The organism is Streptococcus sp. LYSM12 (genome assembly GCF_004569635.1).
Classification (GTDB): domain Bacteria; phylum Bacillota; class Bacilli; order Lactobacillales; family Streptococcaceae; genus Streptococcus.
This window is the reverse complement of sequence record NZ_SPOZ01000001.1, coordinates 148,371-170,883: the sequence shown is the minus strand read 5'-3', so window position 1 is coordinate 170,883 and position 22,513 is coordinate 148,371. Positions and strand designations below refer to the sequence as shown.

The window sequence follows — 22,513 nt, the reverse complement described above, 5'->3', positions numbered from 1 at the left end:
TTTTTAGGTAGGGAATCTAGTGAAGTGAATGAGGATGTTTCCCTCAGAGTTTCTTTGCAATTAAGTTTAGGTTTTGAAAAAATCAATAGTCAGTTATATGTTAGTTTACATAATTATCATTATGTAAACTAACTCATCTACCTTTGAGGTTTTCATGATGTTAGGGTACATTCTTTTCATTTCTTATTTTTTTCTTGCCAGATGCGTACCTGCGTTCCATGATCGATTTGGCTTGTCACCTGAATCGTCAATTCTAATTGTGTCAAGACACGTTTGGTTAAGTAGAGGCCAAAACCACTAGCTTTCTGATGCTCACGACCATTGTAACCTGTGAAACCTTCTTCAAATAACCGTGGAATATCTTCTGGTAAAATTCCAATTCCTTGATCAGAAATAGTGATTCCGTTTTCCAGATGAATGGCCACGGTAGAGCCACTTGGGCTGTATTTTACAGCGTTATCTATTACTTGTGACAATGCAAATGTCAACCATTTGCGGTCGCTTCTAATCTGCCAACTTCCTACTACTTCTACAGTCATTTCTTTTTGGAGAAATTGGCTGCGGTATTTTTTAACCAATGCGATGACTAGCTCCTTAACCTCAAGCATTTCAAAACGAAAATCACTCACTTGATTGGATAACTTCATATAATTTAAAAGATTGGCCATATAATTATCAAGGCGGAGTAAGTGATGATTGACCTCGGTCTGATTGAGTTGATTGGTCTGGCTCATGAGAGATAGGGCTGCCAAGGGCACTTTCATCTGGTGAGACCAGATTTTCACTAGTGATTCCATCTCATTTTCTCGAGATTTATAGGCAAGAATTTTTTTCTTCGCTACTGCTTTTTCTTGTGCTATTAACTTCAGATAAGCTAGATCAGACGGGAGATGCAAGGCGGGCAAATTTTCCTCATAATGATTTGTTTCTAGTATGCGTTGCTTGCGTTGGAAGCTGATAAAAAAAACAACACTCCAAATGGCTAACAGACTACTGGTAAAAAAGAGACTTTGGAGGATAAAATCAAATGGCAACCGATAGAGGGCAAACATGCCCAATAGGCCAATCCCGATAAGGAGATAAAGCAGATACCAGCCACGGTATTCTTTGAAAAACATTAAAATCATTGGACGATATACCCCACTCCTCGAATAGTATGAATGCGCTCAAAACCTAACTCATGGACCTTTTTGCGCAAGCGAGTCATATTAACATTCAAGGTATTTTGGTCAATAAATTCTTCATTTTCCCAGAGCTGTTCTAACAATTTTTCCTTGGTTACGACCTGTCCTTGGTTCTGCATCAGGGTGATTAAAATCTTGGTTTCTGTAGGGGATAGTTGAATGGAATGAGTACCACAGCTAAAGCGCCCGTCTACAGATAGATGATAGTCATCGAGGGTCAGTTGCGGGACCTGGGTAAATTGTTGGATACGGCGCAAGAAAGCTGCAATTTTAGCATCTAAAAGAGCTAAAGAAAAGGGTTTTGAAATAAAGTCATCCCCGCCCATGTTCATCGCCATAACAGCGTCCATCTCATCGTCGCTACTAGAAATAAAGATAATCGGCATGGTCATGCTTTTGCGAATCTCGGTTGTCCAATAAAAACCATTAAAATACGGTAGACTAATATCCATGAGCACTACATCTGGTTGCCACTCTGCTATTTCTTGGCTAACCGCCCGAAAATTGCTGATACTTCTGACCTGGTATTGCTGGCTCAGATGGCTTCTCAATAGCTGGACAATCGTTTCATCATCTTCTACGATATAAATTTTTTCTTTTTTCATACTCTTATTGTATCAAAAAAGTGGCTTACGAAGCCACTTTTAAGCTGAACCCCTCTAAAAATCAGTATCCGACTAGCCTTTCATAAGGGAGAATTGTAAAAGGTTGAGAATAAGGAGCACGAAGCCAGTTTCCTCTACATCGGGAGTGGGAAAGAACTCAAAACACCTAAGAAAGAGTTGGGTTTTTACCTTATTTCCTACATTCTAGCTTAGGGCTGAAATGGTATTCCCAGACCGTTTCACTCCCACTTCCTAGCTCCAACGGCATGATAGCCATTGAAGCAATCCACCACCACTGCGTCAACGTCATTCGGCTAACAAAGTTAGAAAGCTGGGACTTATGTCCCAGCCTCTTTTTTACAGACTTTGTATCTTGTGTAATTGAACTCGAGCTAACATCTTAGTGAAAAAGAAAATCTTTTCTAGTATCCTGGCACCGTGTCAAGATTTCTATTTTCATACAGGTTTTTATACGCTCTTATATCTTGTTATAGCTGAACTTGAACTAAAAGCTGTGTAAAAATATCCGAAGCCGTTGCAACGTTTGTTTGCGGATTCGTGCCCTTTAGGGGACTGCAGATGTTCTAGCTTTAGATACTAATCTCCATTGGTTACAAGTCAATCGTTTCGATTGCCAGCTGATAGCTAGCTGGTTCTTTTCGGTATCTCATTTGTGACGAACCTAGCTAGCTCGTCGGTCACCCATTTCACCTTGCTCACTTTGCGTTCTGTATCTTGGTGCAAGGTGAAACAACAACGGGATAAGCTGATTTTTGACGAGTATTATCTTTCGATAATTCGATAGTAAGTCCTGCTTGTCCATTTGTAAATACTGAAATAAATGATACAGATAATCGCAATAGTAATACCACTTACGGTATAAATGATGGCGTGTGATGTTACTCCAAACATGCTGAGCATTTGTTTGAGCATAACAAGGGATACTATAAAGTGGAGAATAGCCATAGCCAGTGGCATAAAGAAGACAAGTAAAATCTGAGAATTGATCGTTTTTTTGACAGCATCTTGGCTCATTCCCACTTCTTGGAGAATTTTATAGGATTTCTTATCCTCGTGTCCTTCTGAATACTGCTTGTAGTAAATAATTAAGGCAGCTCCCAGCAAGAAGCTAATGCCAAGTAGGAAGCCTGTAAAGAGAAAACCACTAACGAAGCCTAACATTAGATTGCTAAAGGTCGATTTTTGCAGAATCGTCCCCACTGCTTCTCCATTTTGATGAGCTAATTCGATGACATCTCCTGCCTCTTGACCAAGGCTCTTTGCTTCTGCATCCGTTAAATCAAGAAAAGCACGATATCTGAAAAAGTTCTCGCTACCATTCGTTGAATAGCGTGCGAATACATTTTTAAATTCTTGCAGCACGCTCTCATTGTTAACAACAATCAAAATAGGATTATAGGTATTGAGTATATCAGGAAAATGTGCATTTTTAATCTCTGAAACATTTTCAAAGATTCTATCTTCTAAAATCAACTGTTTTAAATCTGAATGGCTATTTGGGCTAAAGAAAGCAATCTGGTTCTCTTTTAATTCTGGCAAGGTATTGCCTAAATGTCTAAAATCATCTTGTGTGATGAAATAGGCGGAGTAAAACAGCTCAACTCGCGGATGTTGAATACTTTCTTTTGAGATATGAAGCGTTTCGCTGTTATCATATTCAATGGTATTTGTTAATGTGAAATACGTTAATTGCTTCCCTTTCTGACTAGGATACTGATCTAATATCTTGTCTTGTAAGTAAGTATCTCCTTCCGCTCGATTGTCTACAAAAAGTTCAATAGAACTCTGTTTAGGATACAATTTATCTAATACATTTATGGTATTAGAATAGAGTGATGTAGTCGTTGCAATGGTGACAAAGGTCATAACCGCAAGAAGAGTAATATTGGCAAGTCCTGTTGCATGCTGCTTCATTCGAAAAATCATTTGCGATGTTGAAATAAAATGCTCAGGTGTATAGAAATACTTCTTCTGCTTGCGCCGAAATTTCAAGTACCAAGCCATGAAACTAATGTAAAAGAGATAGGTTCCTATAATGACGAATAAAACGGCAATGAAGAAACGATAGAGAACGACAACGGCACTTATTTGACTCGATGAAATAGATAAATAATATCCGATACTAAGACAGATAAGACCTGATATGGCGAGAACGATGTTACCTTTTGGTTCCCTTTCTCCTTCTTCCTTACTTCTAAATAAAATGAGTGGAGAGGAAAATCCAACCTTATGAATGGCCAGTAATTCCAAAAGGAAGAAGATCCCTGCAAAAATCACGATATTGGAGATAAAGGCTACAAATGAAATCTCAAAATGTAGATCCGTTCCCTGTACTAGATTGACAAAAATTAAATAGAGAACATTTGAAAAACTAGCACTCAAGATACTACCTAGGAGCACGACCAGGCCAAATACCATCACTAATTCCAGTGTTGCAACAAAGGCCAGTTGTTTCTTGTTCATCCCCAGCATGTTGTAGAGACCAAATTCTCTAGCACGTTGCTTCATCAAGAAATTGAAGCTGTAGATTTCCATGATGACTGAGAAAATCGTCAGCACCACAGTTCCTAAACCAAGTGCCAAGGCTCCTGTTTTCATGCTTTGAGTTACGGGACTGAAAATAAGTAGTAAGGTTGAGCAGTTTAGGACAAAAAGCACCAAACTGGCTAGGATAAAAGGGGCAAAGGTTTGGGGAGATTTTCGGATATTTCCGTAGGCTAATTTGAGATAGAACATGAGTTATTCACCTCCTAGGAGCGCAGACATGCTGAGTGAAATTTCTTTAGCAAACTCAGCGCTGGGCTTGTTAGCCTTATAGAGTTGGTGGAAAATGCGGCCATCCTTGATAAAAAGAACTCGACTAGCATGGCTTGCAGCATTGGCTGAGTGGGTCACCATGAGAATGGTTTGACCGTCTGCATTGATGTCCTCAAAGAGATTCAATAAATCTTCAGAATTACGATAATCAAGGGCTGCTGTGGGCTCATCTGCCAGAATTAATTGAGGCTGGGCGATTAGACTACGCGCAATAGCTACCCGCTGCTTCTGTCCGCCAGAAAGTTCAAATGGACGTTTGTTGAGCAATTCAGTAATTCGCAACTGAGGAGCGAGTTGCATCAAACGTTCTTCCATTTCGCTGTAAGGCCGGCGTGCTAAAACCAGCGGCAGAAAAATATTATCGCGGATAGATAGGCTATCCAGTAAGTTAAAGTCTTGGAAAACGAAACCCAGATTGCGCAAGCGGAAATCAGCTAGCTGGCTCTCTTTGATCGTGGTAATATCATGATGATTGAGAATGACATTTCCGTTACTCGGCTTGTCTAGGGTTGCTAAGATGTTGAGGAGGGTTGTCTTTCCTGAACCACTTTCCCCCATAATAGCGATAAATTCTCCCTTTTCAACTTTGAAATCCACATCTTGTAAGGCGCGGGTTTCTTCTTTTGAAAAGCGGGTACGGTATACTTTTTCTAAATGATTGATTTCTAAAAACATAGAAGACTCCTTTTATCTGTTTTTTCTTATCCTAGAGATTGTTAGCCACGTAGGAATTGGTAGGTGTTGGCTGTATCTTGATAGAGGGCTGCGAAATACTGGGCTTTTTCCAGCAAAACCGCTGTGTCTTTTTCTGCTTCTTGTTGTTTTATCTTTTGTCTAAATACTTTGTTCCACATGGGGTTGTCCTCGTTTCGTATGATTTATAGTATTATTATACCCTAATACAGAAATCAGCAACCTTACAACCTTGTCATTCTAGCTTACAAGATTGTAAGGTTGTAACAACGTGCTTTATTAGGCAGCCAGCCTAGCCCTCCCTTTTCAAACTTCTGAGAGCAAGCACCAAGCTTATCACTGTCATTAAGAAGTGCCTTGCAGAAGTTTTAAAAACATTGATACAGTCGCTTAAACATAAAAAAGAGAAGACCAAGCTGGTCCTCTCCAGGATGCAGAACAATGCTCCCCTCCACAAGTAAAAATAATGACATTACTTTCACCGTCCGGTTACCTTGGCATGCAATCTCTGTCATAAATGCTACTTCTACCTACTTAATTTTCTCCACAATTACAGTTTACAATGATAGCAGTATTTTTCACACAATCCTTTTCTTGTCTTATTGTATAATAGATTATCACAATAAAATGAAAGCGTCAACATAGTATTTATTAACATCCTGTAAACTATTTTTGGAGTTAGAATGGGTAATTTACTACAAAAAACTCGCCTGCTGAGAGCGAGACGGAGTTTTTATTATTGTCTGGGTTGACTGATATAGGTTATCATATCAGTTAGCTCTTTACGGCTGTCTGTTGTGAGAATGTAGATATTATCACCTTGTAGCGCTGCAAAGGCACGTGGCATACGTTTTTCCATTTTCAGTTGACTGGCATATTGATTGCGTACTTCCTCTTCACTATGAGCATATTGGGTTGTATCCCTGCGCGTGATTGCAAGACAATACTGTGGTTTAAAGATGCGTTCTGCTACTGCTTCTCCTGCAACGATACTGGCATAATCACGATACAAATCAATCGAATGGGCAAAGTTATAGGCATCTACCGTAAAGCCACCTGCAGGACGATTGTTGTATTCAATAGCGATATAGTCATCTCCCTCACGGAAAAATTCAATATGAAAGAATCGCTCTTTCATTCCAAATGCCTTGATAATAGCTTGGCCATAAGCTTGAAGTTTTGGATCAATCGTTTTTAAGATGTAGTAGGCATTATCTTTTTGATTTTCTAAAAGCTCAAGTGGTGTATAGTGGTAATTAAGACTTGTCTCAAAGACAATATTGCCTGCTGTATCAATCAAGCCATCGTAGGTACAAATCTCGCTAGAGTGGACAAACTTTTCAAAGAAGTAAACGGTCTCATGGTCCCACTGCACCGTAAAGTGATCAAGATCTGCTTGGCAGGTCAGTTTGTAGGTTGCAGCAGCCCCCACTCCATTATCGGGCTTGGCAATCATTGGCAGACCAATTTTTTTCACCGCTCGGGCAATATCTTTTTCGTTCTTTATGACTTGACCTGGTACGACTGGTACCCCTGCTGCTACAAAGTATTTCTTCATTTTCGATTTGAACTTTGTCTTGCGCAGATGCTTTGGTTTGGTGCCAAAAACATGGAACTGTTCACGGAGGACAGCATCATTTTCTAGCCAATATTCATTATGAGATTCAATGCGATCGATTGGACCATGCTTATAGAATAGAAAAGCTACTGCACGCTTGACTTCGTCAATATCTTCCAGATTTTCAACGCGGAAGTATTCTGTCAAAGCCCCCTGTAAGTCTGGTCCTAGCTGTTCATAAGGTTCTTGCCCAATTCCTAGAACAGTGATACCTTTCTTGGCCAACTCAATAGTAAATGGTTGAAAGTTTTTGGGATAATAGGGCGAAATAACAATGAAATTCATATGTATCACCTTTCTATAAATCAAGAGTCCGTAAGAAATACGGCATTTGCTTTCTCCACCATACCCAGTCATGAGCCACATCATTTCCCCATTCATCAAACCAGGCAGGGATGCCTTTCTCAGCAAAAGCAGCTTTTAGATTATAAAAGCTTGGCAAGCCATCCTGTTCCCAGGCTCCAAGACCTGAGCAGACAATGATGTCTGCCTGACGGTAACGGTCGATAAACCAACCGTCATGTTGGTTCCAAATGTAATCTGTAGGAGAGTTTTGATAAACCGTATCATCATGACCGTAATCTTGATTACCGTTAAAGAAGCGAGCATCATAAATACCAGAAAGAGCGATTACCTTGTTAAAGACATCTGGATGTTGGAGGAAGAAATTTAGCGCATGGTAGGCCCCCATGGAGCAACCTGTTGTCATCATCGGTTCAAACCAGTCTGTTTTATGCTTGATAAAAGGAATAGCTTCTTCAATCACATAGCGTTCGTAAGCCCGATGTGCCTCAGCACGGTCGTGTATAGATTTCCAATCTGCCAACCAGCTTTCCTTATCGATACTAGTAAGAGTAAAAAATTGGACATTTCCAGCTTCAATGGATCCCCTACAAGCTTCAATCATACCAAAATCAGCATATTCAGTGTAGGAGCCACCTGATGAAGCAAAGACCACTATTGGGATACCGGCATGACCATAGCGATTAAGCTGCATTTCGCGGCCTAGATTTCCTGACCAATGACTTAAGAATTCTACGTGCATATTCTAACTAGCTCCTTATTTACCATTTTTCACTTAAAAAACGTAGACAATCTGGCAGATATTTTGCCCAAGCTTCTTCATTATGAATGGCCCCTGAAATAATTTCCAACACCAAATTGTCCAACTCTACTCCCCCAGCAATCAACTGACGATAATAAGAAATCGAAGAATGAATATAGGCTTGCTTGACATTTCCTGCCATTAAAGTCTTATCTGTTTCATCTGCTTCTTCTGTCCCCACGTAGATGTAAACCCGTTGATCTTTATCCAGTTCCTGACGCTCAATATAACGGTCAAAGGCTTGTTGATGTAGCCAATTAGCAGAGGAAAAGACACCTAAACAGCCAATTTGATCCTGATAAGCCAAGCCCATAAATTGGGTGATATTACCACCCAAGGAAGAACCAATCATAGCGGTATGAGCCTTATCAGACTTGGTACGGTACTCACTGTCAATAAAGGGTTTGACTACTTCCATGACAAATTCAGCATATTCTGTCCCCTTGCCACCGAATTGGACACCTGGGATATTGATTTCCTTGTATTTCCAAGCAGAATATTCGTTCATTCGTTGGAAGCCATCATTGTCAATAGCGACAACAATCATCTTAGCAATATCAGGGTTGCGTTTGATAGCTGGAATCATTTTCCAAGAGTGACCGCTAAAGGATTCCTTGCTATAGAGAACATTTTGTCCGTCATGAAAATAGACAACAGGGTAGGCTTGGTTGAGGTCTGTTTCATAATTTTTAGGTAGCAAAACCCGCACTCGTCGTTTGTTCTTGGTATAGGGCACTTCCAATTCATGGGTTCTCATATCCAGATAAAAGTAAGACTTATTCATCGCATTCTCATTTCAATTTTAATTAGGATTAGTATATCATAATGTAATAGGAAATACCCATAAAATTTAGTTGTTTTTTGAAAAAAATTCGGAAAAAACGAACGAAACTCGTAGCGTCTACTTCCCTAGATATTTCTCCTAATAAAATGGTTCTATATCCAATAAATAGTAAAAAGGAAACTGGTTACAGGCTGTATTTGTGTATAGTCTAACAATCTGAGGGAGGCTGGGTAAAAACTTTATGAACCGAATGACGTTGACACAGTGTGTGTGGCGGATTGCTTCAATGGCTATCATGCCGTTGAAAAATGCTGCTCTTTTTCAGGGATTAGGCTAAAAAGTTCTACCGAAGCTTTTTACTCGTATTTGTTCGTGTTTCCCACTCTAAATCTGACCTCTACGACTGATGCGAACGAATTCACTTCATTTCCAACCTCCAACAGTCAGAGTAGTGACTGTTGGAGCTGTGCAGGTTGGGAGTGAAACGGTCTGGGAATAGACCGTTTCAGCCCGAAGCTAATAAGGAAAACCCAACTCTTTTTTTGACCTAGCGAATTCTTTCCCATTCCCAAAGCAAGTGAACGAAATAATACAAGATAAACGAAATGACTATAACAAGATAGATTATCCTTGTAAAAGGATAAAAGCCGAGTATAGGCTCAGCTTCTTTCAGAAATGTTAAGGAAATATTAAAGACATTCTCCATTACTTGCAATGACATCTCGATACCAGAAGAATGATTTTTTACGATAACGTTTGAAATCACCGCTTCCATCATTGTGTCGATTGACATAAATGAAGCCATAACGTTTGGACATTTCTGCCGTAGACATCGATACACAATCGATACAACCCCAAGATGTGTAGCCCATAATCTCTACCCCGTCTAAAAGGGCTTCTTTGACCTGCTCTAGATGTTGTTGCATATAATCAATGCGATAATCATCAAGAACGGTCAAGGTCTTATCTGGTCCTATGACCAGGTCATCTTTTGCACCAAGGCCGTTTTCTACAATGAATAAAGGAATCTGGTAGCGGTCATAATAACGGTTGAGAACCAAGCGCAAACCAATCGGATCAATCTGCCAGCCCCAATCAGAGGATTCCAAAAATGGATTGCTAAGACCACCTAAGATATTTCCTCTTCCTGAAGTATATTTGCTCTTATCAAAGGCTTCTGTAATGCTCATGTAGTAGCTAAAGGACAAGAAATCAACAGGATAGGCTTTCAAGAGTTCCGCATCGCCTTTAGCAAACTGAATCTCAATTCCATGCTTTTTAAAGAATCGCTTGGCATACTGTGGATACTCCCCGCGGACATGGATATCTGAAAAGAGGTAGTTCAAATTTTCAAATTGGTGCGCAGCGAGAACATCTTTTGGATCAGGTGTCATAGGATAAGTAGGCATGGCTAGAACCATGCAGCCAACTTTGAAGTCTGGATTGATTTCATGGGCGATTTTAGTCACCAAACTTGAGGCAACCAATTCATGATGAATCGCCTGATATAGATCCTGTTTTGTCAATTTTCTTTTTGAAATAGTAATCCCACCACTAGTAAATGGAAGTTCCAAGACAGAATTTACTTCGTTGAAAGTAAGCCAGTAGCGAACCTTATCCTTATAACGCTCAAAGACAGTGCGAGCATATTTTTCAAAAAATGCAATCATTTTTCTGTTGATCCAGCCATTGTAATTTTTTGCTAAATAAAGAGGGGTTTCATAATGAGAGAGGGTAACAAGAGGCTCAATCCCATGTTTGTGCAGTTCATCAAACAAGTCATCGTAAAATTGTAGACCGGCTTCATTTGGTACTTCCTCATCTCCATTTGGAAAAATGCGACTCCAGGCAATAGAAGTTCGAAAGACCTTGAAACCCATTTCTGCAAGTAAAGCAATATCTTCCTTGTAGCGATGATAGAAATCAATTCCTTCTAATTTTAAATTATCCGATGTGGGAACCTCCGTCCATGCTCCTAGACTACCGTTTGGCAACACGTCTTGGACAGACAAGCCTTTCCCGTCCACATTATAGGCTCCCTCAATCTGATTGGCAGCTAATGCCCCGCCCCATAAAAAATCTTTTGGAAATACTCCCATTTCATCCTCCTTATAAAATAGCTACTATCTCATCACCCGGATCCACTGCTACCTGATCCGTCATCGGCAAGACATCTAAAAAGTTCTGCGTATTGGTTATAATAATCGGTGTTGTGATATCATACCCTTGTTCAAGAAGCGCTTCTAAATCGACTTCAAGAAGTAGATCACCTTCTTGAACAAGGTCATTTTCTTTGACAAAGCTAGTAAAGCCGTCACTTTTTAGAGTCACGGTCTCTAGCCCAAAATGAATCAACACTTCTACTCCTTCTTGACTGATAAGACCAATGGCATGTTTGGTTGGAAATACGGATGATACCCTCCCGCTAACCGGAGATAGAACTTTTCCGTTTGAGGGGATAATGGCAATGCCCTCACCGAGCATTTTTCCTGCAAAGGTTTCATCGTTTACGTGTTCAAGTGGAAGAATCTGCCCCTTTAAAGGAGAAACAATTTTTTTAGTTGTTGAAGCACCCGTTGGGATATTTTGTAAATCCGTCACTTGAGTTTCTTCATCAATTCCTAAAATATAGGCAAGAAAGAAACTAATGAAAATACTGATACCTACTGCAATTAAGGCATGAGTAAAATTAGCTGGTTGATCCGCATGGATAAATTGAGGCAAGCCAATCAAAGACGGTACCGCGAAGAGGTAAGCACGTAGGCCTACAATCCCCGCAAATAATCCTGCAACACCTCCACCGACCATGGCCGCATAGAGTGGTTTTTTGTATTTTAAGGTAACTCCATAAAGGGCTGGCTCAGTAATTCCGGCTAAGAGAGCTGAAAAGCCTGCTGCAAATGCAATTTGTTTGATATTTTGGTTCTTACTTTTTAGCGCTACTGCTATAGCGGCTCCCCCCTGGGCTAGGTTAGCACCGAGCATCGCTGGTAGAATTAAAAAATCAGGTGTTGTGACAGAAGCTACTAGAAAAATAGGAGCAAAGGCCCAATGCATACCTGTCATAACAATAAATGGCATGGTGGCTCCTAAAATTGCCAAGGTTAACCAACCTGCTGTTTCATACATTTGCTGAACAAGACTAGATAAGCCTTCTCCGACGATTACCCCCAAAGGACCGATAAAGACTAAGGCAATGAAGCCTGAAAGAAGCAAGACAATGGTTGGTTGCAAGAAACTTTTTGTCATCGCTGGAACTAGCTTATTAACTATTCTTTCAATATATCTTATCAACCAAACCATGATAAGGATTGGAATAACAGAAGAACCGTAGTTAGCTGGTGTAACAGGTGCTCCAAAGAGGGCCATAGCATCTCCTCCGCTTACCATTTGGGTAAAATTGGGATGAAGTAAAATACCAGCTACAGACATGGCCAGGATCGGTGTTACATTTAGCTTTTTAGCAGCTGAAAAACCAAGAAAGATTGGCATGAAATAATAAGGAGCATCCCCGAAGATGCTTAAAAATGCAATGGTTTGCGAATCAGCAGGCAATACCCCCAATATTGGCAGAATAATGACAAGAACCTTGAGCATTCCTCCACCCAACATGGCTGGTATCAAAGGCGTCATAGACCCTGCAATGTAGTCAATAATAGTGGCGAAAATAGTTCTTTTTTTCTCTATTGAAACCTGCTCGTCTCCTCCAAAGTGTCCAAGTTCTATAAAGGCTTGATAGTAACGTCCAACATCGTTTCCTAAAATCACCTGATATTGATCGTTCCTTCGCATGACTCCCATAACATTGGGGATGTTCTTTACAAGATTATCTGATACTACTTGTTCATCTTTTAAAACTAAACGTAATCTGGTTACACAGTGAGTAATACTGACAATATTTGCGTTTCCTCCAAGCGCTTTTAAGAGCGCTTGGGCAGTTTCCTTGTACTTCATCTTTTCTCCTTAATTAGTATAATTTTTTTGTTAATCGCCGGATGTGAGCTGTTAAATACAGCAATTCGCTTGAACTTAGCTGATAGCTATACTTCTCCTGAATATAGAGGGCAACCTGCTCCCCACATTCGTATTCTTTGGGGTATTTTTTACTCATCAAAGCCAACAAATCATCATCGTCATCTTCCTGATAATAGTCATGTGCTAGCAAACGGTGAGCAAAGAGCTTGATATGGGTGATAAAACGGTAATACTCAACTGATTCTTGATTAAATTCTGTCACATAAAAATTTTTGACGATTTGTTCAATAGCTATGATGATTTCTGTTATCTTATAAGACTCTTGAAAATTATTTTCGAGATTAGCATTGACAAAATGTAAGGCAATAAAGGCTGCTTCATCTTCTTCCAGCACAATCTTGGTAGCTTTCTTAATAATATCCAAGGCCTGCTTTCCAATCTTATACTCCTCAGGATAGTATTTCTCAATTTCCCATCTAAGAGGATTAGTAATCACGATCCCCTCTTTATGTCGTTCAATGGTGGATTGAATATGGTCTGTTAGATTGATGTAAATAATTTCATCAAAATGATTCCCTAGTGTTATCTTGCCAAGGTTAATAATCTTTTCGCAAATATAGACTAGCTCCAAGGGGACATTGATAAACAACTCTGTAAAGCGCGTCATATTATCTCTGTTTTTTAACAAAAAACTTTTTTCAATAGCCTTGGCAGGAACTTCATCGCCAATCTTCTTTGCAAAAGCAATTCCTTTACCGAACAATAAGATATCAACTTCTTTTTTGTTTGTTGCAATGACTGCATTATGGTTTAAAATTCGTTTTATGATCATATATTATTTTCCCTAGAAAAAAGGAACCTAATTTATGCGTATGCCAAAAAAGCATCGTATAAATAGGTTCCTGCTCGCAATAACGCGATAACATCCATTTTATAATATTATAAGATTGAACTACATCATGCTTACATGTGTAATAACATTGTAGCTACTTTTAAAGTGTATACTAAAGCCAAGACTTTGTCAAGAAAAATTTTCATTCCGTTGGTAAATAGAAGATATGAGGACGGAAAAAACTCGACGTGTGTATCGCACAAAGTCTTCTAGTATTTTAGAAACTCTTCACTACTCACCTGTAATTCACCTAAAGTCCTTGTTCACTAAGCTTTAGGCCGCTCGTAATTCCTTTTTTTTACTATATAGCCGTTTAGTTTATTTTTAGTACTAGGCAAGGAGTCGCAGGTAGTTGAAATAGTTGATAACTATTTCAAGTGACAGATAAGAAAAGTGTAACTTTTCTCAATGGTACAGCAAGACGAGTTAACGAAGTAATAAAAATATAAACTAAATGACTATAACATACCACGAAGCTACCCATCTTTATATATCGAACATTTAATTACGGAAATATTTCAAAAAAGATAGGATAAACCTACCTTTTAATCTAATTCTTCCATACACTGACTCAAATCTGTCAGTGCACGCTGGGCTATTTTCTCATAGCGTTCTTTTTTATCACGGATGCGTGGACCGTCCAGCTCTTTGATAATACCGAAGTTGACATTCATTGGTTGGAAATGTTTGCTATCAGCATGCGTGATATAGTAGGGTAAACTTCCGATTGCTGTTGTCTCAGGGAAGACGATTTCTTCTTCTCCCTTAAACAAACGAGCAGCGTTGATACCTGCTACAAGACCAGAGGCCGCAGATTCGACGTAGCCCTCGACCCCTGTCATCTGACCAGTAAAAAAGAGCTGCGGATTTTTCTTAGAACGGAAAGTTTGGGTTAACAGATTTGGCGAATCAATGTAGGAATTACGGTGCATAACTCCGTAGCGAACAAATTCAGCATTTTCAAGTCCTGGAATCATTTGAAAGACACGTTTTTGCTCTCCCCATTTGAGGTGGGTTTGGAAGCCCACAATATTGTAGAGGCTCCCTGCTGCATTGTCCTTGCGCAACTGGACAACTGCATAAGGTGTCTTATAATTTCCGTCACGAGGCCCTGTATACTCTTCTGGATATTCCAGACCAACTGGTTTCATTGGACCATAAAGCATCGTCTTTACACCGCGTTTTGCCATAACCTCAATGGGCATACAACCTTCAAAATATTTTTCTTTTTCAAAGGAATTAAGAGGTGCTTCTTCGGCATTAACCAAGGCATCATGAAAGGTCAGAAATTGTTCTTTAGTCATTGGTGCATTGAGATAGGCCGCTTCCCCCTTATCATAACGGGATTTTAGGTAGACCTTACTCATATCAATGGTAGTGACATCGACAATCGGTGCTGCTGCATCATAGAAATAAAAGCCAGCTCCACCGTTAAGAGCATGGATTTTTTCTGCAAGAGCATCGCTCGTCAGAGGACCTGTCGCAATGACGGTAATCCCCTTTGTTGGGAACTCGGTTATCTCCTTGCGAATGACCTCAATCAAAGGATGATGATACAGTTCTTCTGTTACCATTTTTGAAAAACCTTCACGGTCGACAGCCAGAGCGCCTCCAGCAGGTACACGCGTACTCTCTGCTGCTTTCATGATAACAGAGTCCAAACGGCGCATCTCCTCCTTGAGGAGTCCCACCGCATTGGTCAAACTATCCCCTCTAAGAGAATTCGAGCAGACCAATTCTGCAAAATGGTCTGTCTTATGTTGCGGTGTTGCTTTCACACCACGCATTTCATACAATTTGACAGGAATACCTCGTTTGGCAATCTGGTAGGCAGCTTCAGAACCGGCCAAACCAGCTCCAATCACGTTAATATAAGATTGAGACAATTCACTAATACCTCTTTGGGAGCAAACCTCCCACAAATCTTTCTATAATATTCTATTGAACAGTTAGTATATCATATTTTGAGGAAAGTATCTCCTCAAAATGTTTCTAAAGCAAGCTATATCATTAAGGTATTTGAGGATGAGTTTTCATTTTTTATGATAGACATATCAGAAACATCCTCAACCTCGCCATGATACTCCAAGAAACAGGGCATTCCAACTGCAATAAATCCCCTGCCTCTCCTACAAATGCACGAAAGTGGAACGTGCATTTGTCAAATTTCAAGATTTCTTATTTTCTAAAAAAGCAAGAATATTGTATGTTGTTTGTCTACAGAAGTGCCGCTTATATTCACCAATCTTCCATTTCTTTGTGTCATTTGCTCACCCTGTACAAGTTACGAGAGTATTTGACACGAGTATCACTCATTGTATCATCATTCTCAATTTGAAAGTTAGTCAGGTGTTAAGTTTTAGAAAGGATTATAGTCTTTTGTTTATCTTTTATTACTTCGTTACCTCGCTTTGCCGTACTCCAGTACGGCCTGCAGCTCCTTGCCTAGTACTAAAAGTAAAGGAAAAGACTATATAAACGATTTGCTTGGGAGATGGAATGTGGTACTAATGGAGCCGATACATTTATCTGCTCATGGTTTATTACAGCAAGCAGATCCAAGCAGCAATTAAAACACTTAGAATACTAAAGAGTGAGCCGATGAGATAATATTCTGCAAAAGCTGGATTTTCCGATATTTTATTGTAGCGAGCGATAGATTTTGCAGTAAAGACAAGACCGATTGATGCAAACTGATAGAAGAGGATACAGATCCCCATTACGACACGCTCTAGAAGACCAATCATGGCTCCTGCACCCGAAATCGTATCCATTTTTTGACTGACTTTGGGTTGATACTTTTGAAATAAAAGTTTAAATGCAACATTTGTCGGTTTGGTAATCAGCAAGATAAATAGAATAATAGTTAGCACTTCTCCTACAAGCATATCTGGTAACATCATCTCCCTTGTTAATGGCGCTAGTAAGAGAATGACGGATAGATGCAACGCTTGATCTATAAGAAAGATGATTAGGCTACTTTGCTTGAACCATTTCGCAACATAAGGCTTTCCGATATCAATAATAGCATGGCTGAACAACAGTAGCAAGGCTACTCTCTATATACTCGGAATAAAGACAGTCACGAAAATAAGTGGGAGCGCTACTCCAATTAGATGAATACCTAGACATCTCCAATCCCTGTCTTTTCTATCTGCAATTTTTTGACTTTGCAGATGAAAATCTGATAAAAAATGACAGATTAGCAACAGCGTTAAAATAGGTTGATGTAATAGATATTGTGAAAGACCAATACTAGACATGTTTACTCCTCTCCTGCATACTTAAGCAACTTTAATGCGCAGTTTCGAGTTCGCAGATAAACCTTGATATTGCTAGATTTCAAGCGTTTAGACAAGGCACTGCTTGTCGTTAAATCTAATTCTTTTGCCAATGCTTGTTGGTCAAAAGCTTCATGATAAATATCGTTTTCTAACAGTTTCTGTAAAATAATTTCTTGACTGGCGCGCCAGCTAGCTTTAATAGCTTCGCCACTCGCAATTAAGGTGTTGATGACCTCTACATTGTGACCACCTTCAAAATGAACCGCAATTTGTGTAGTACCATAATCATTCTTTTGGTGAATATACTGAAGTGCTTTTCGGGCATACCAATATGCTGGTCCATCAGCACCGATGCTTTGTTCTGGATTGATATCTGTCAGAATAGTGCCTAAACCAAGACCAAAACGTATTTGATATGGCTGCATAGCCACATTGATACAATCAATGATTTGAAATAAAGGGGCATCTAAGCTCAGCAATCCTTGAAATTCGTCCCCTAGTGTGATGGACATTTTGGAAACAACGACACTGCTATAGTTAGCATTTAATTGTTTTAAACAGGATTCTAATGTTTTTTGAACTTGATAGCGATTATTGATTTTTTTGGAATCAATAATATCTCCAATTAAAGCAAAATAATTCATAGCCTACCTCTCATAAGCCTATTATAACAGATGAAACAAAAAAAGTCTGTTATAAGGGAAAGCATCAAAAAAGTCCGTTATAGAAGACTTTTCTTTAAAGGTCTATTATAACGGAAATACTATTATCCTGATGAGGGGGATGCAGTGTTTTTTATTTGTAAGGTGCAAGAGTAGTTTGAAGATTTACTTGAGTGCTTGCGAGTTAAGCTATATGAGGTTGATAGAGAGCCTGTACTCTATGGACTCAGAAGATATTAAAACACTGTAGTCACAAGTGATCGGTTTCGATCTGGGACTACAGTGTTTAATTTTCAATAAGATGAAAGTCCAAGGCTGTGAAGATAGACTCTAGCTAGTGATATAGCCATTTCATTTATCTTCTATTACTGCACTCACTCGCTTTGCCGTACTCTACCAGTACAGCCTGCAGCTCCTTGCCTAGTACGAAAAGCAAACGAAAAGACTATAAAACCAATCTTAGACACTGGGAACGAGATATTGTCTAGTGATTTTCCCTATTTAATCTTTTCTTCTTCATAATCACCGTTTGGACAGACGACTTGCTTGCCTCCGCCCCGCACTTTTTTTTCAACTAGATAGTGCTGACATTTTGGACAGTCACGACCAATCGGTTTGTCCCAAGAGGTGAACTCACACTCTGGATAGCGATCACAACCATAAAATATACGATTGCGCTTGCTCTTGCGTTCAATGACCTGTCCTTTATGACATTTTGGACAAGTGACCCCAATTTCTTTTGTAATCTGTTTGGTGTTGCGACAATCAGGGAAATTACTACAAGCATAAAATTTACCGAAACGCCCTAACTTAATCACCATTTCATGGCCACAGACATCGCAATCAAATCCAGCCGGTTCATCTTTGATTTGAATTTTTTCAATTTCAGTTTCAGCTTTAGCTAATTCCACCTTAAACGGCTGATAGAAACTATCAATAATCTTCTGCCACTGAGCCTTTCCAACCTCGACATCATCCAATTTTTGCTCCATTTCAGCTGTAAAGGTCACATTGACAATATCTGGGAAGAAGTCAACTATCAATTTATTGACAATTTCACCTAGTTCTGTTGGCTCAAAGCGTTTGGCAACCAATTTCACATAGTAGCGCTTTTGAATGGTTTCAATAGTCGGAGCATAGGTTGACGGACGACCAACGCCGTTTTCTTCCAAGGTCTTAATCAAGGTCGCTTCTGAATAACGAGCAGGAGGTTGAGTGAAATGTTGTTCGGGCTTCGTCAAGATACGTTGTACCTTATCTCCGACTTCCATATCTGGCAACATCTTGCTTTTATCTGCATCATTATAGACAGCCATATAACCGTCAAATTTTATCTGGCTACCATTGGCTGTAAACAGCACACCATTTTGTGCTAAACGTACACTCATTGTGTCAAAAATCGCTGCTGTCATCTGGCTGGCTACAAAGCGATTCCAAATCAACGTATAAAGTCGTAACTGATCCTTGTCTAGATATTTCGCAATAGACTCGGGAGTTAATTGAACATTAGAGGGACGAATGGCCTCATGGGCATCTTGTGCTCCAGACGCATTTTTGATTTTACTGCCGTGCTTTGAATAGTTGGCTCCGAAACGTTCAGTAATAAAGTCTGCAGCCTGTGCTTGAGCTACTGGACTAATCCGAGTCGAATCGGTACGCATATAGGTAATCAAGCCCTGTGTACCGCCTGTTCCACGGCTCACTCCCTCGTATAATTGCTGAGCAATCATCATGGTCTTACGGGTTCGAAAATTAATTTTGTTAGCCGCATCCATCTGCAAGGTTGAGGTGGTGTATGGCAATGGGGCATTGCGCTTTCGTTCTTTGCGTTCTACCTTATCAACCAAGAATTCATCACTCTTAATTCGGGCTAAGACTTCTTTGACCTGCTCGTTGTTTTCAAGCTTTAATTTCTTTTCATCTAAACCGTAGAAACTTGCTTGGAATTTCTTAGTGCCTTTTTTAAAGGTAGCGTCAATGGTCCAATATTCTTCTGGTTTGAACTTGTTAATGTCATTTTCACGGTCAATGATCAATTTGAGGGCTACAGATTGTACACGACCAGCAGACAAGCCTTTTTTGATTTTTTTCCATAAGATAGGAGAAATTGAATATCCTACAATACGGTCTAAAACACGGCGAGCTTGTTGAGCATCTACTAAATCATGGTCAATGGTTCGTGGTTCTTTAAAGGCATTTTTTACCGCTTCCTTTGTAATCTCATTAAAGACAACACGGTTTTTATCCTTTTCGTCCAAACCTAAAATATGAGCTAAATGCCAGGAAATTGCTTCTCCTTCGCGATCCGGGTCACTTGCGAGAAAAACTTGTTTAGCTTTTTTGGCTTCTTTTTTCAAGTCATTGATGAGCGGACCTTTTCCACGGATATTGATATATTCAGGCTCATAATTATTGTCAAAATCAATAGACATGCTTGATTTTTTCAAATCACGGATATGTCCTACTGAGGCAACAACCTTGTAATTGCGTCCTAAATATTTTTCAATCGTTTTGGCTTTTGCTGGCGACTCTACGATGACTAAATTTTTGGGGGGAGTTACTCTTTTCTTTGTTGTTCCCATATTCTTACCTTTACAATATTTTAAACTAGTATAGCTTCAAAAAGAATATACTATTTTTAGGTAAGTGTCAAGATTTTTCTTCACTTATTTTCCTACAGGAATACATGTTTTATAATTGATATTCTAAAAGGACATCTAGACCTGACGTGATACACTTTGCACCCTCTTGAATTAAAAAATGACAGCCTGCAGATTTTCCATCTGTAATACTCCCTGGAATAGCAAAAATATCACGCCCCTCGTTCAAGGCATATTCACAGGTAATCAAGCTACCTGAACGCATTTTAGCTTCTGCTACGATAATCCCTTGCGCTAAACCGGCTATAATTCGGTTCCGCTCAGGAAAATGGTACTTGAGGGGCTTTTCTTTTGGTCCATATTCTGATAAGAGTAAATGATGTTTGGCAATATACGCTTGTAATTTCCTATTTTCTTTGGGATAGGCTGTATCCAGTCCACTTCCAGTAACGGCAATCGTTTTACCACCATTTTTCAAGATGGCTATATGAGCTGCTGTGTCAATTCCTCTTGCTAAGCCGCTGACAATCACAAAACGATTTTGAAGCTCTTTGATGATTTTTTGGACAGAACGAGTACCTGATGTACTAGCAGATCTCGCTCCCACAAAGCCAAGCTTAGGCTTGTTTAACAATTCAAGATTTCCTTGATAAAAAAGCAAGACAGGAGGATTATATATTTGCTTCAGTTCAATAGGATAGCATGCGTCCAAGATTGAAAAAGAAGAATAGCAATTAAACTCCTTTCGACAAGCCCTGTTATCCAGCTGCTGATAGTGTTCGATGAATAAGGTGGGATTGGAGCAGTTAGACACTAGGGCGATGGCTTTAATGGATAGGGACTTCCCCACTTTTTCTTCATGGAGCAATACTTTATAGATTTGACGATTGGTTAAACCAGCTTTTTTTAATTTAAACAGTGCAAAGTTATTCATTTTTTTACCTCTACTGAATCTATTCGTAAAAAAAACTAATTTTTACTAGAAAATAGTTCTATGATACTATCTGTTATACTAGTTCATTTCGAAGAACCTTGATTTCACAGCAAGCCATACCAAGTCTTTTGCTGTATTATAGCCGTTTTGTTTATTTTTAGTACTTACTAGGCAACGAGTCGCAGGTAGTACTGGAGTACAGCAAGACGAGTTAACGAAGTAGTAAAAAATAGAAACTAAATGACTATATCTACTGAGGTATCCATCTGATTTTAAAAATCCTACTATCTGTACTGCCCAGAAGTTAGACACAAACGCTAACGATTGGGAACAGTGCAGGTAGCAGGTCAAGAGGTTTTGTATTTCTCAATGTAAAAGCATAGAGCACCAATTAGATTAGCTTGATTGTGGAAGTGACAGGCCTGAATCTCTACTGGTGCTGGTAAATGATTTGCAATTCTTTCTGTTGTTAGGATCTCTTGATAACTGTTTCGAATGCGGTCGATCAACAAGTCTTGCTGGCTAATACCACCGCCAATGACAATCTTGTCTAATTTGACGAAACTCGTCATGTTTACCATTAAGTAGGCAATTTCCTGGCAATAGTCGTCAAATAAGTCTGATAAATCTGGATTGTTTTCCTCTTGCAAGTTCTTAAAAACAATCACTCCGTCTGCTTCTGGTAACTGCAGCTGCTGACTAGCTTGCTCGACAAACTGAACAGCCGATCCTGTGTTGGCAACAAGGCTCTTTATCCCTCGTAAATGAAGGTCAAGAATGGCTCCCACTTCCTGTAAACTGTTGGTACCTTTATCGAATAAAGACTGTCCGATTGGATTTAAGAGGAGATTGCTCGCTCTTAAATCTGTAAAAGTAGCTAAATTTCCATTACGTACAAGAGCTAAACCGACACCAGTCCCTAGTACTAAAGTAGCACCGCATTGGACATTTGTTAAATTTCCTAACCTAGCCTCTGCCAGTGCTGCTGCATCGGCATCATTTAACACACTGACAGGCAAGGTGAAGCGATTTTCAAGATATTGGGCAAGCGGAAAAGATATCAAGTATGGAATCAAACCTCCTTTGTAAACAAAGCCAGTCTTGCGGTTGATGGTGCCTGGACAAGAAATAGCTATACCTACAATCTGATCGTGATAGGTTTCTACAAGATTTTCCAAGCAAGCTAAAAATTCCTCCATTGTAGCGGGAGTAGGTGTCTTGTCCTGTTCCAATAGATGAAAATCTTCTGACATAAGACTGTATTTGATAAAGGTCCCTCCAATATCAAGCGCCAGATAGTATGTAGCATTCTTCATTTCTTCTTTTCGTTTTTCCTTGT

General features: G+C 39.5%; 16 protein-coding genes and 1 pseudogene. All 17 read right to left on the bottom strand.

Annotation, left to right across the window (positions count from 1 at the left end; translation table 11 throughout):
* Positions 1 to 176 precede the first annotated feature (176 nt).
* The gene (locus tag E4T79_RS00660; RefSeq protein ID WP_135026814.1) at positions 177 to 1,127 is read right to left on the bottom strand and encodes a sensor histidine kinase; all 951 of its coding nucleotides are present in this window, start codon (positions 1,125 to 1,127) and stop codon (positions 177 to 179) included.
* Positions 1,124 to 1,789 carry a response regulator transcription factor gene (locus E4T79_RS00655; RefSeq protein ID WP_135026813.1) on the bottom strand — a complete coding sequence of 222 codons (666 nt, stop codon included), beginning with the start codon at positions 1,787 to 1,789 and terminating at the stop codon, positions 1,124 to 1,126. Before E4T79_RS00655 ends, E4T79_RS00660 begins: the two co-directional genes overlap by 4 nt.
* 783 nt (positions 1,790 to 2,572) lie before the next feature.
* Positions 2,573 to 4,546, bottom strand: coding sequence for an ABC transporter permease (locus tag E4T79_RS00650; RefSeq protein WP_135026812.1), 1,974 nt, complete (start codon positions 4,544 to 4,546; stop codon positions 2,573 to 2,575).
* Positions 4,547 to 4,549: 3 nt separating this feature from the next.
* A complete protein-coding gene (locus E4T79_RS00645; protein ID WP_135026811.1) occupies positions 4,550 to 5,302 on the bottom strand; it encodes an ABC transporter ATP-binding protein in 753 nt (250 codons plus the stop codon).
* Positions 5,303 to 5,343: 41 nt separating this feature from the next.
* A complete protein-coding gene (locus E4T79_RS10880; protein WP_167752586.1) occupies positions 5,344 to 5,481 on the bottom strand; it encodes a hypothetical protein in 138 nt (45 codons plus the stop codon).
* Positions 5,482 to 6,056: 575 nt separating this feature from the next.
* A complete protein-coding gene (locus E4T79_RS00640) occupies positions 6,057 to 7,223 on the bottom strand; it encodes a carbamoyl phosphate synthase large subunit (RefSeq protein ID WP_135026810.1) in 1,167 nt (388 codons plus the stop codon).
* A 13-nt stretch (positions 7,224 to 7,236) separates the two neighbouring features.
* Positions 7,237 to 7,983 (bottom strand): alpha/beta hydrolase-fold protein, encoded by a 747-nt coding sequence (locus tag E4T79_RS00635; protein WP_135026809.1) that lies wholly within the window; start codon positions 7,981 to 7,983, stop codon positions 7,237 to 7,239.
* Positions 7,984 to 8,002: 19 nt separating this feature from the next.
* The gene (locus E4T79_RS00630) at positions 8,003 to 8,827 is read right to left on the bottom strand and encodes an alpha/beta hydrolase (protein ID WP_135026808.1); all 825 of its coding nucleotides are present in this window, start codon (positions 8,825 to 8,827) and stop codon (positions 8,003 to 8,005) included.
* Positions 8,828 to 9,516: 689 nt separating this feature from the next.
* Positions 9,517 to 10,926 (bottom strand): glycoside hydrolase family 1 protein, encoded by a 1,410-nt coding sequence (locus E4T79_RS00625; RefSeq protein ID WP_135026807.1) that lies wholly within the window; start codon positions 10,924 to 10,926, stop codon positions 9,517 to 9,519.
* Between the two features lie 10 nt (positions 10,927 to 10,936).
* A complete protein-coding gene (locus E4T79_RS00620) occupies positions 10,937 to 12,781 on the bottom strand; it encodes a beta-glucoside-specific PTS transporter subunit IIABC (RefSeq protein ID WP_135026806.1) in 1,845 nt (614 codons plus the stop codon).
* 13 nt (positions 12,782 to 12,794) lie between these two features.
* Complete coding sequence (locus E4T79_RS00615) at positions 12,795 to 13,634, bottom strand: PRD domain-containing protein (RefSeq protein WP_135026805.1); 840 nt, start codon at positions 13,632 to 13,634, stop codon at positions 12,795 to 12,797.
* Positions 13,635 to 14,239: 605 nt separating this feature from the next.
* The gene (trmFO, locus tag E4T79_RS00610; RefSeq protein WP_135026804.1) at positions 14,240 to 15,580 is read right to left on the bottom strand and encodes a methylenetetrahydrofolate--tRNA-(uracil(54)-C(5))-methyltransferase (FADH(2)-oxidizing) TrmFO; all 1,341 of its coding nucleotides are present in this window, start codon (positions 15,578 to 15,580) and stop codon (positions 14,240 to 14,242) included.
* Positions 15,581 to 16,237: 657 nt separating this feature from the next.
* Positions 16,238 to 16,957: pseudogene (locus E4T79_RS00605) on the bottom strand (DUF3307 domain-containing protein).
* 2 nt (positions 16,958 to 16,959) lie between these two features.
* Positions 16,960 to 17,622, bottom strand: coding sequence for a SatD family protein (locus tag E4T79_RS00600; RefSeq protein WP_135026803.1), 663 nt, complete (start codon positions 17,620 to 17,622; stop codon positions 16,960 to 16,962).
* A gap of 515 nt (positions 17,623 to 18,137) precedes the next feature.
* Entirely contained in the window at positions 18,138 to 20,222 is a 2,085-nt protein-coding gene (gene topA, locus E4T79_RS00595; protein ID WP_135026802.1) for a type I DNA topoisomerase, read from the bottom strand.
* Positions 20,223 to 20,331: 109 nt separating this feature from the next.
* Complete coding sequence (gene dprA, locus E4T79_RS00590; protein WP_135026801.1) at positions 20,332 to 21,174, bottom strand: DNA-processing protein DprA; 843 nt, start codon at positions 21,172 to 21,174, stop codon at positions 20,332 to 20,334.
* A gap of 347 nt (positions 21,175 to 21,521) precedes the next feature.
* Complete coding sequence (locus E4T79_RS00585) at positions 21,522 to 22,490, bottom strand: ROK family protein (protein ID WP_135026800.1); 969 nt, start codon at positions 22,488 to 22,490, stop codon at positions 21,522 to 21,524.
* Between the last annotated feature and the right edge of the window lie 23 nt (positions 22,491 to 22,513).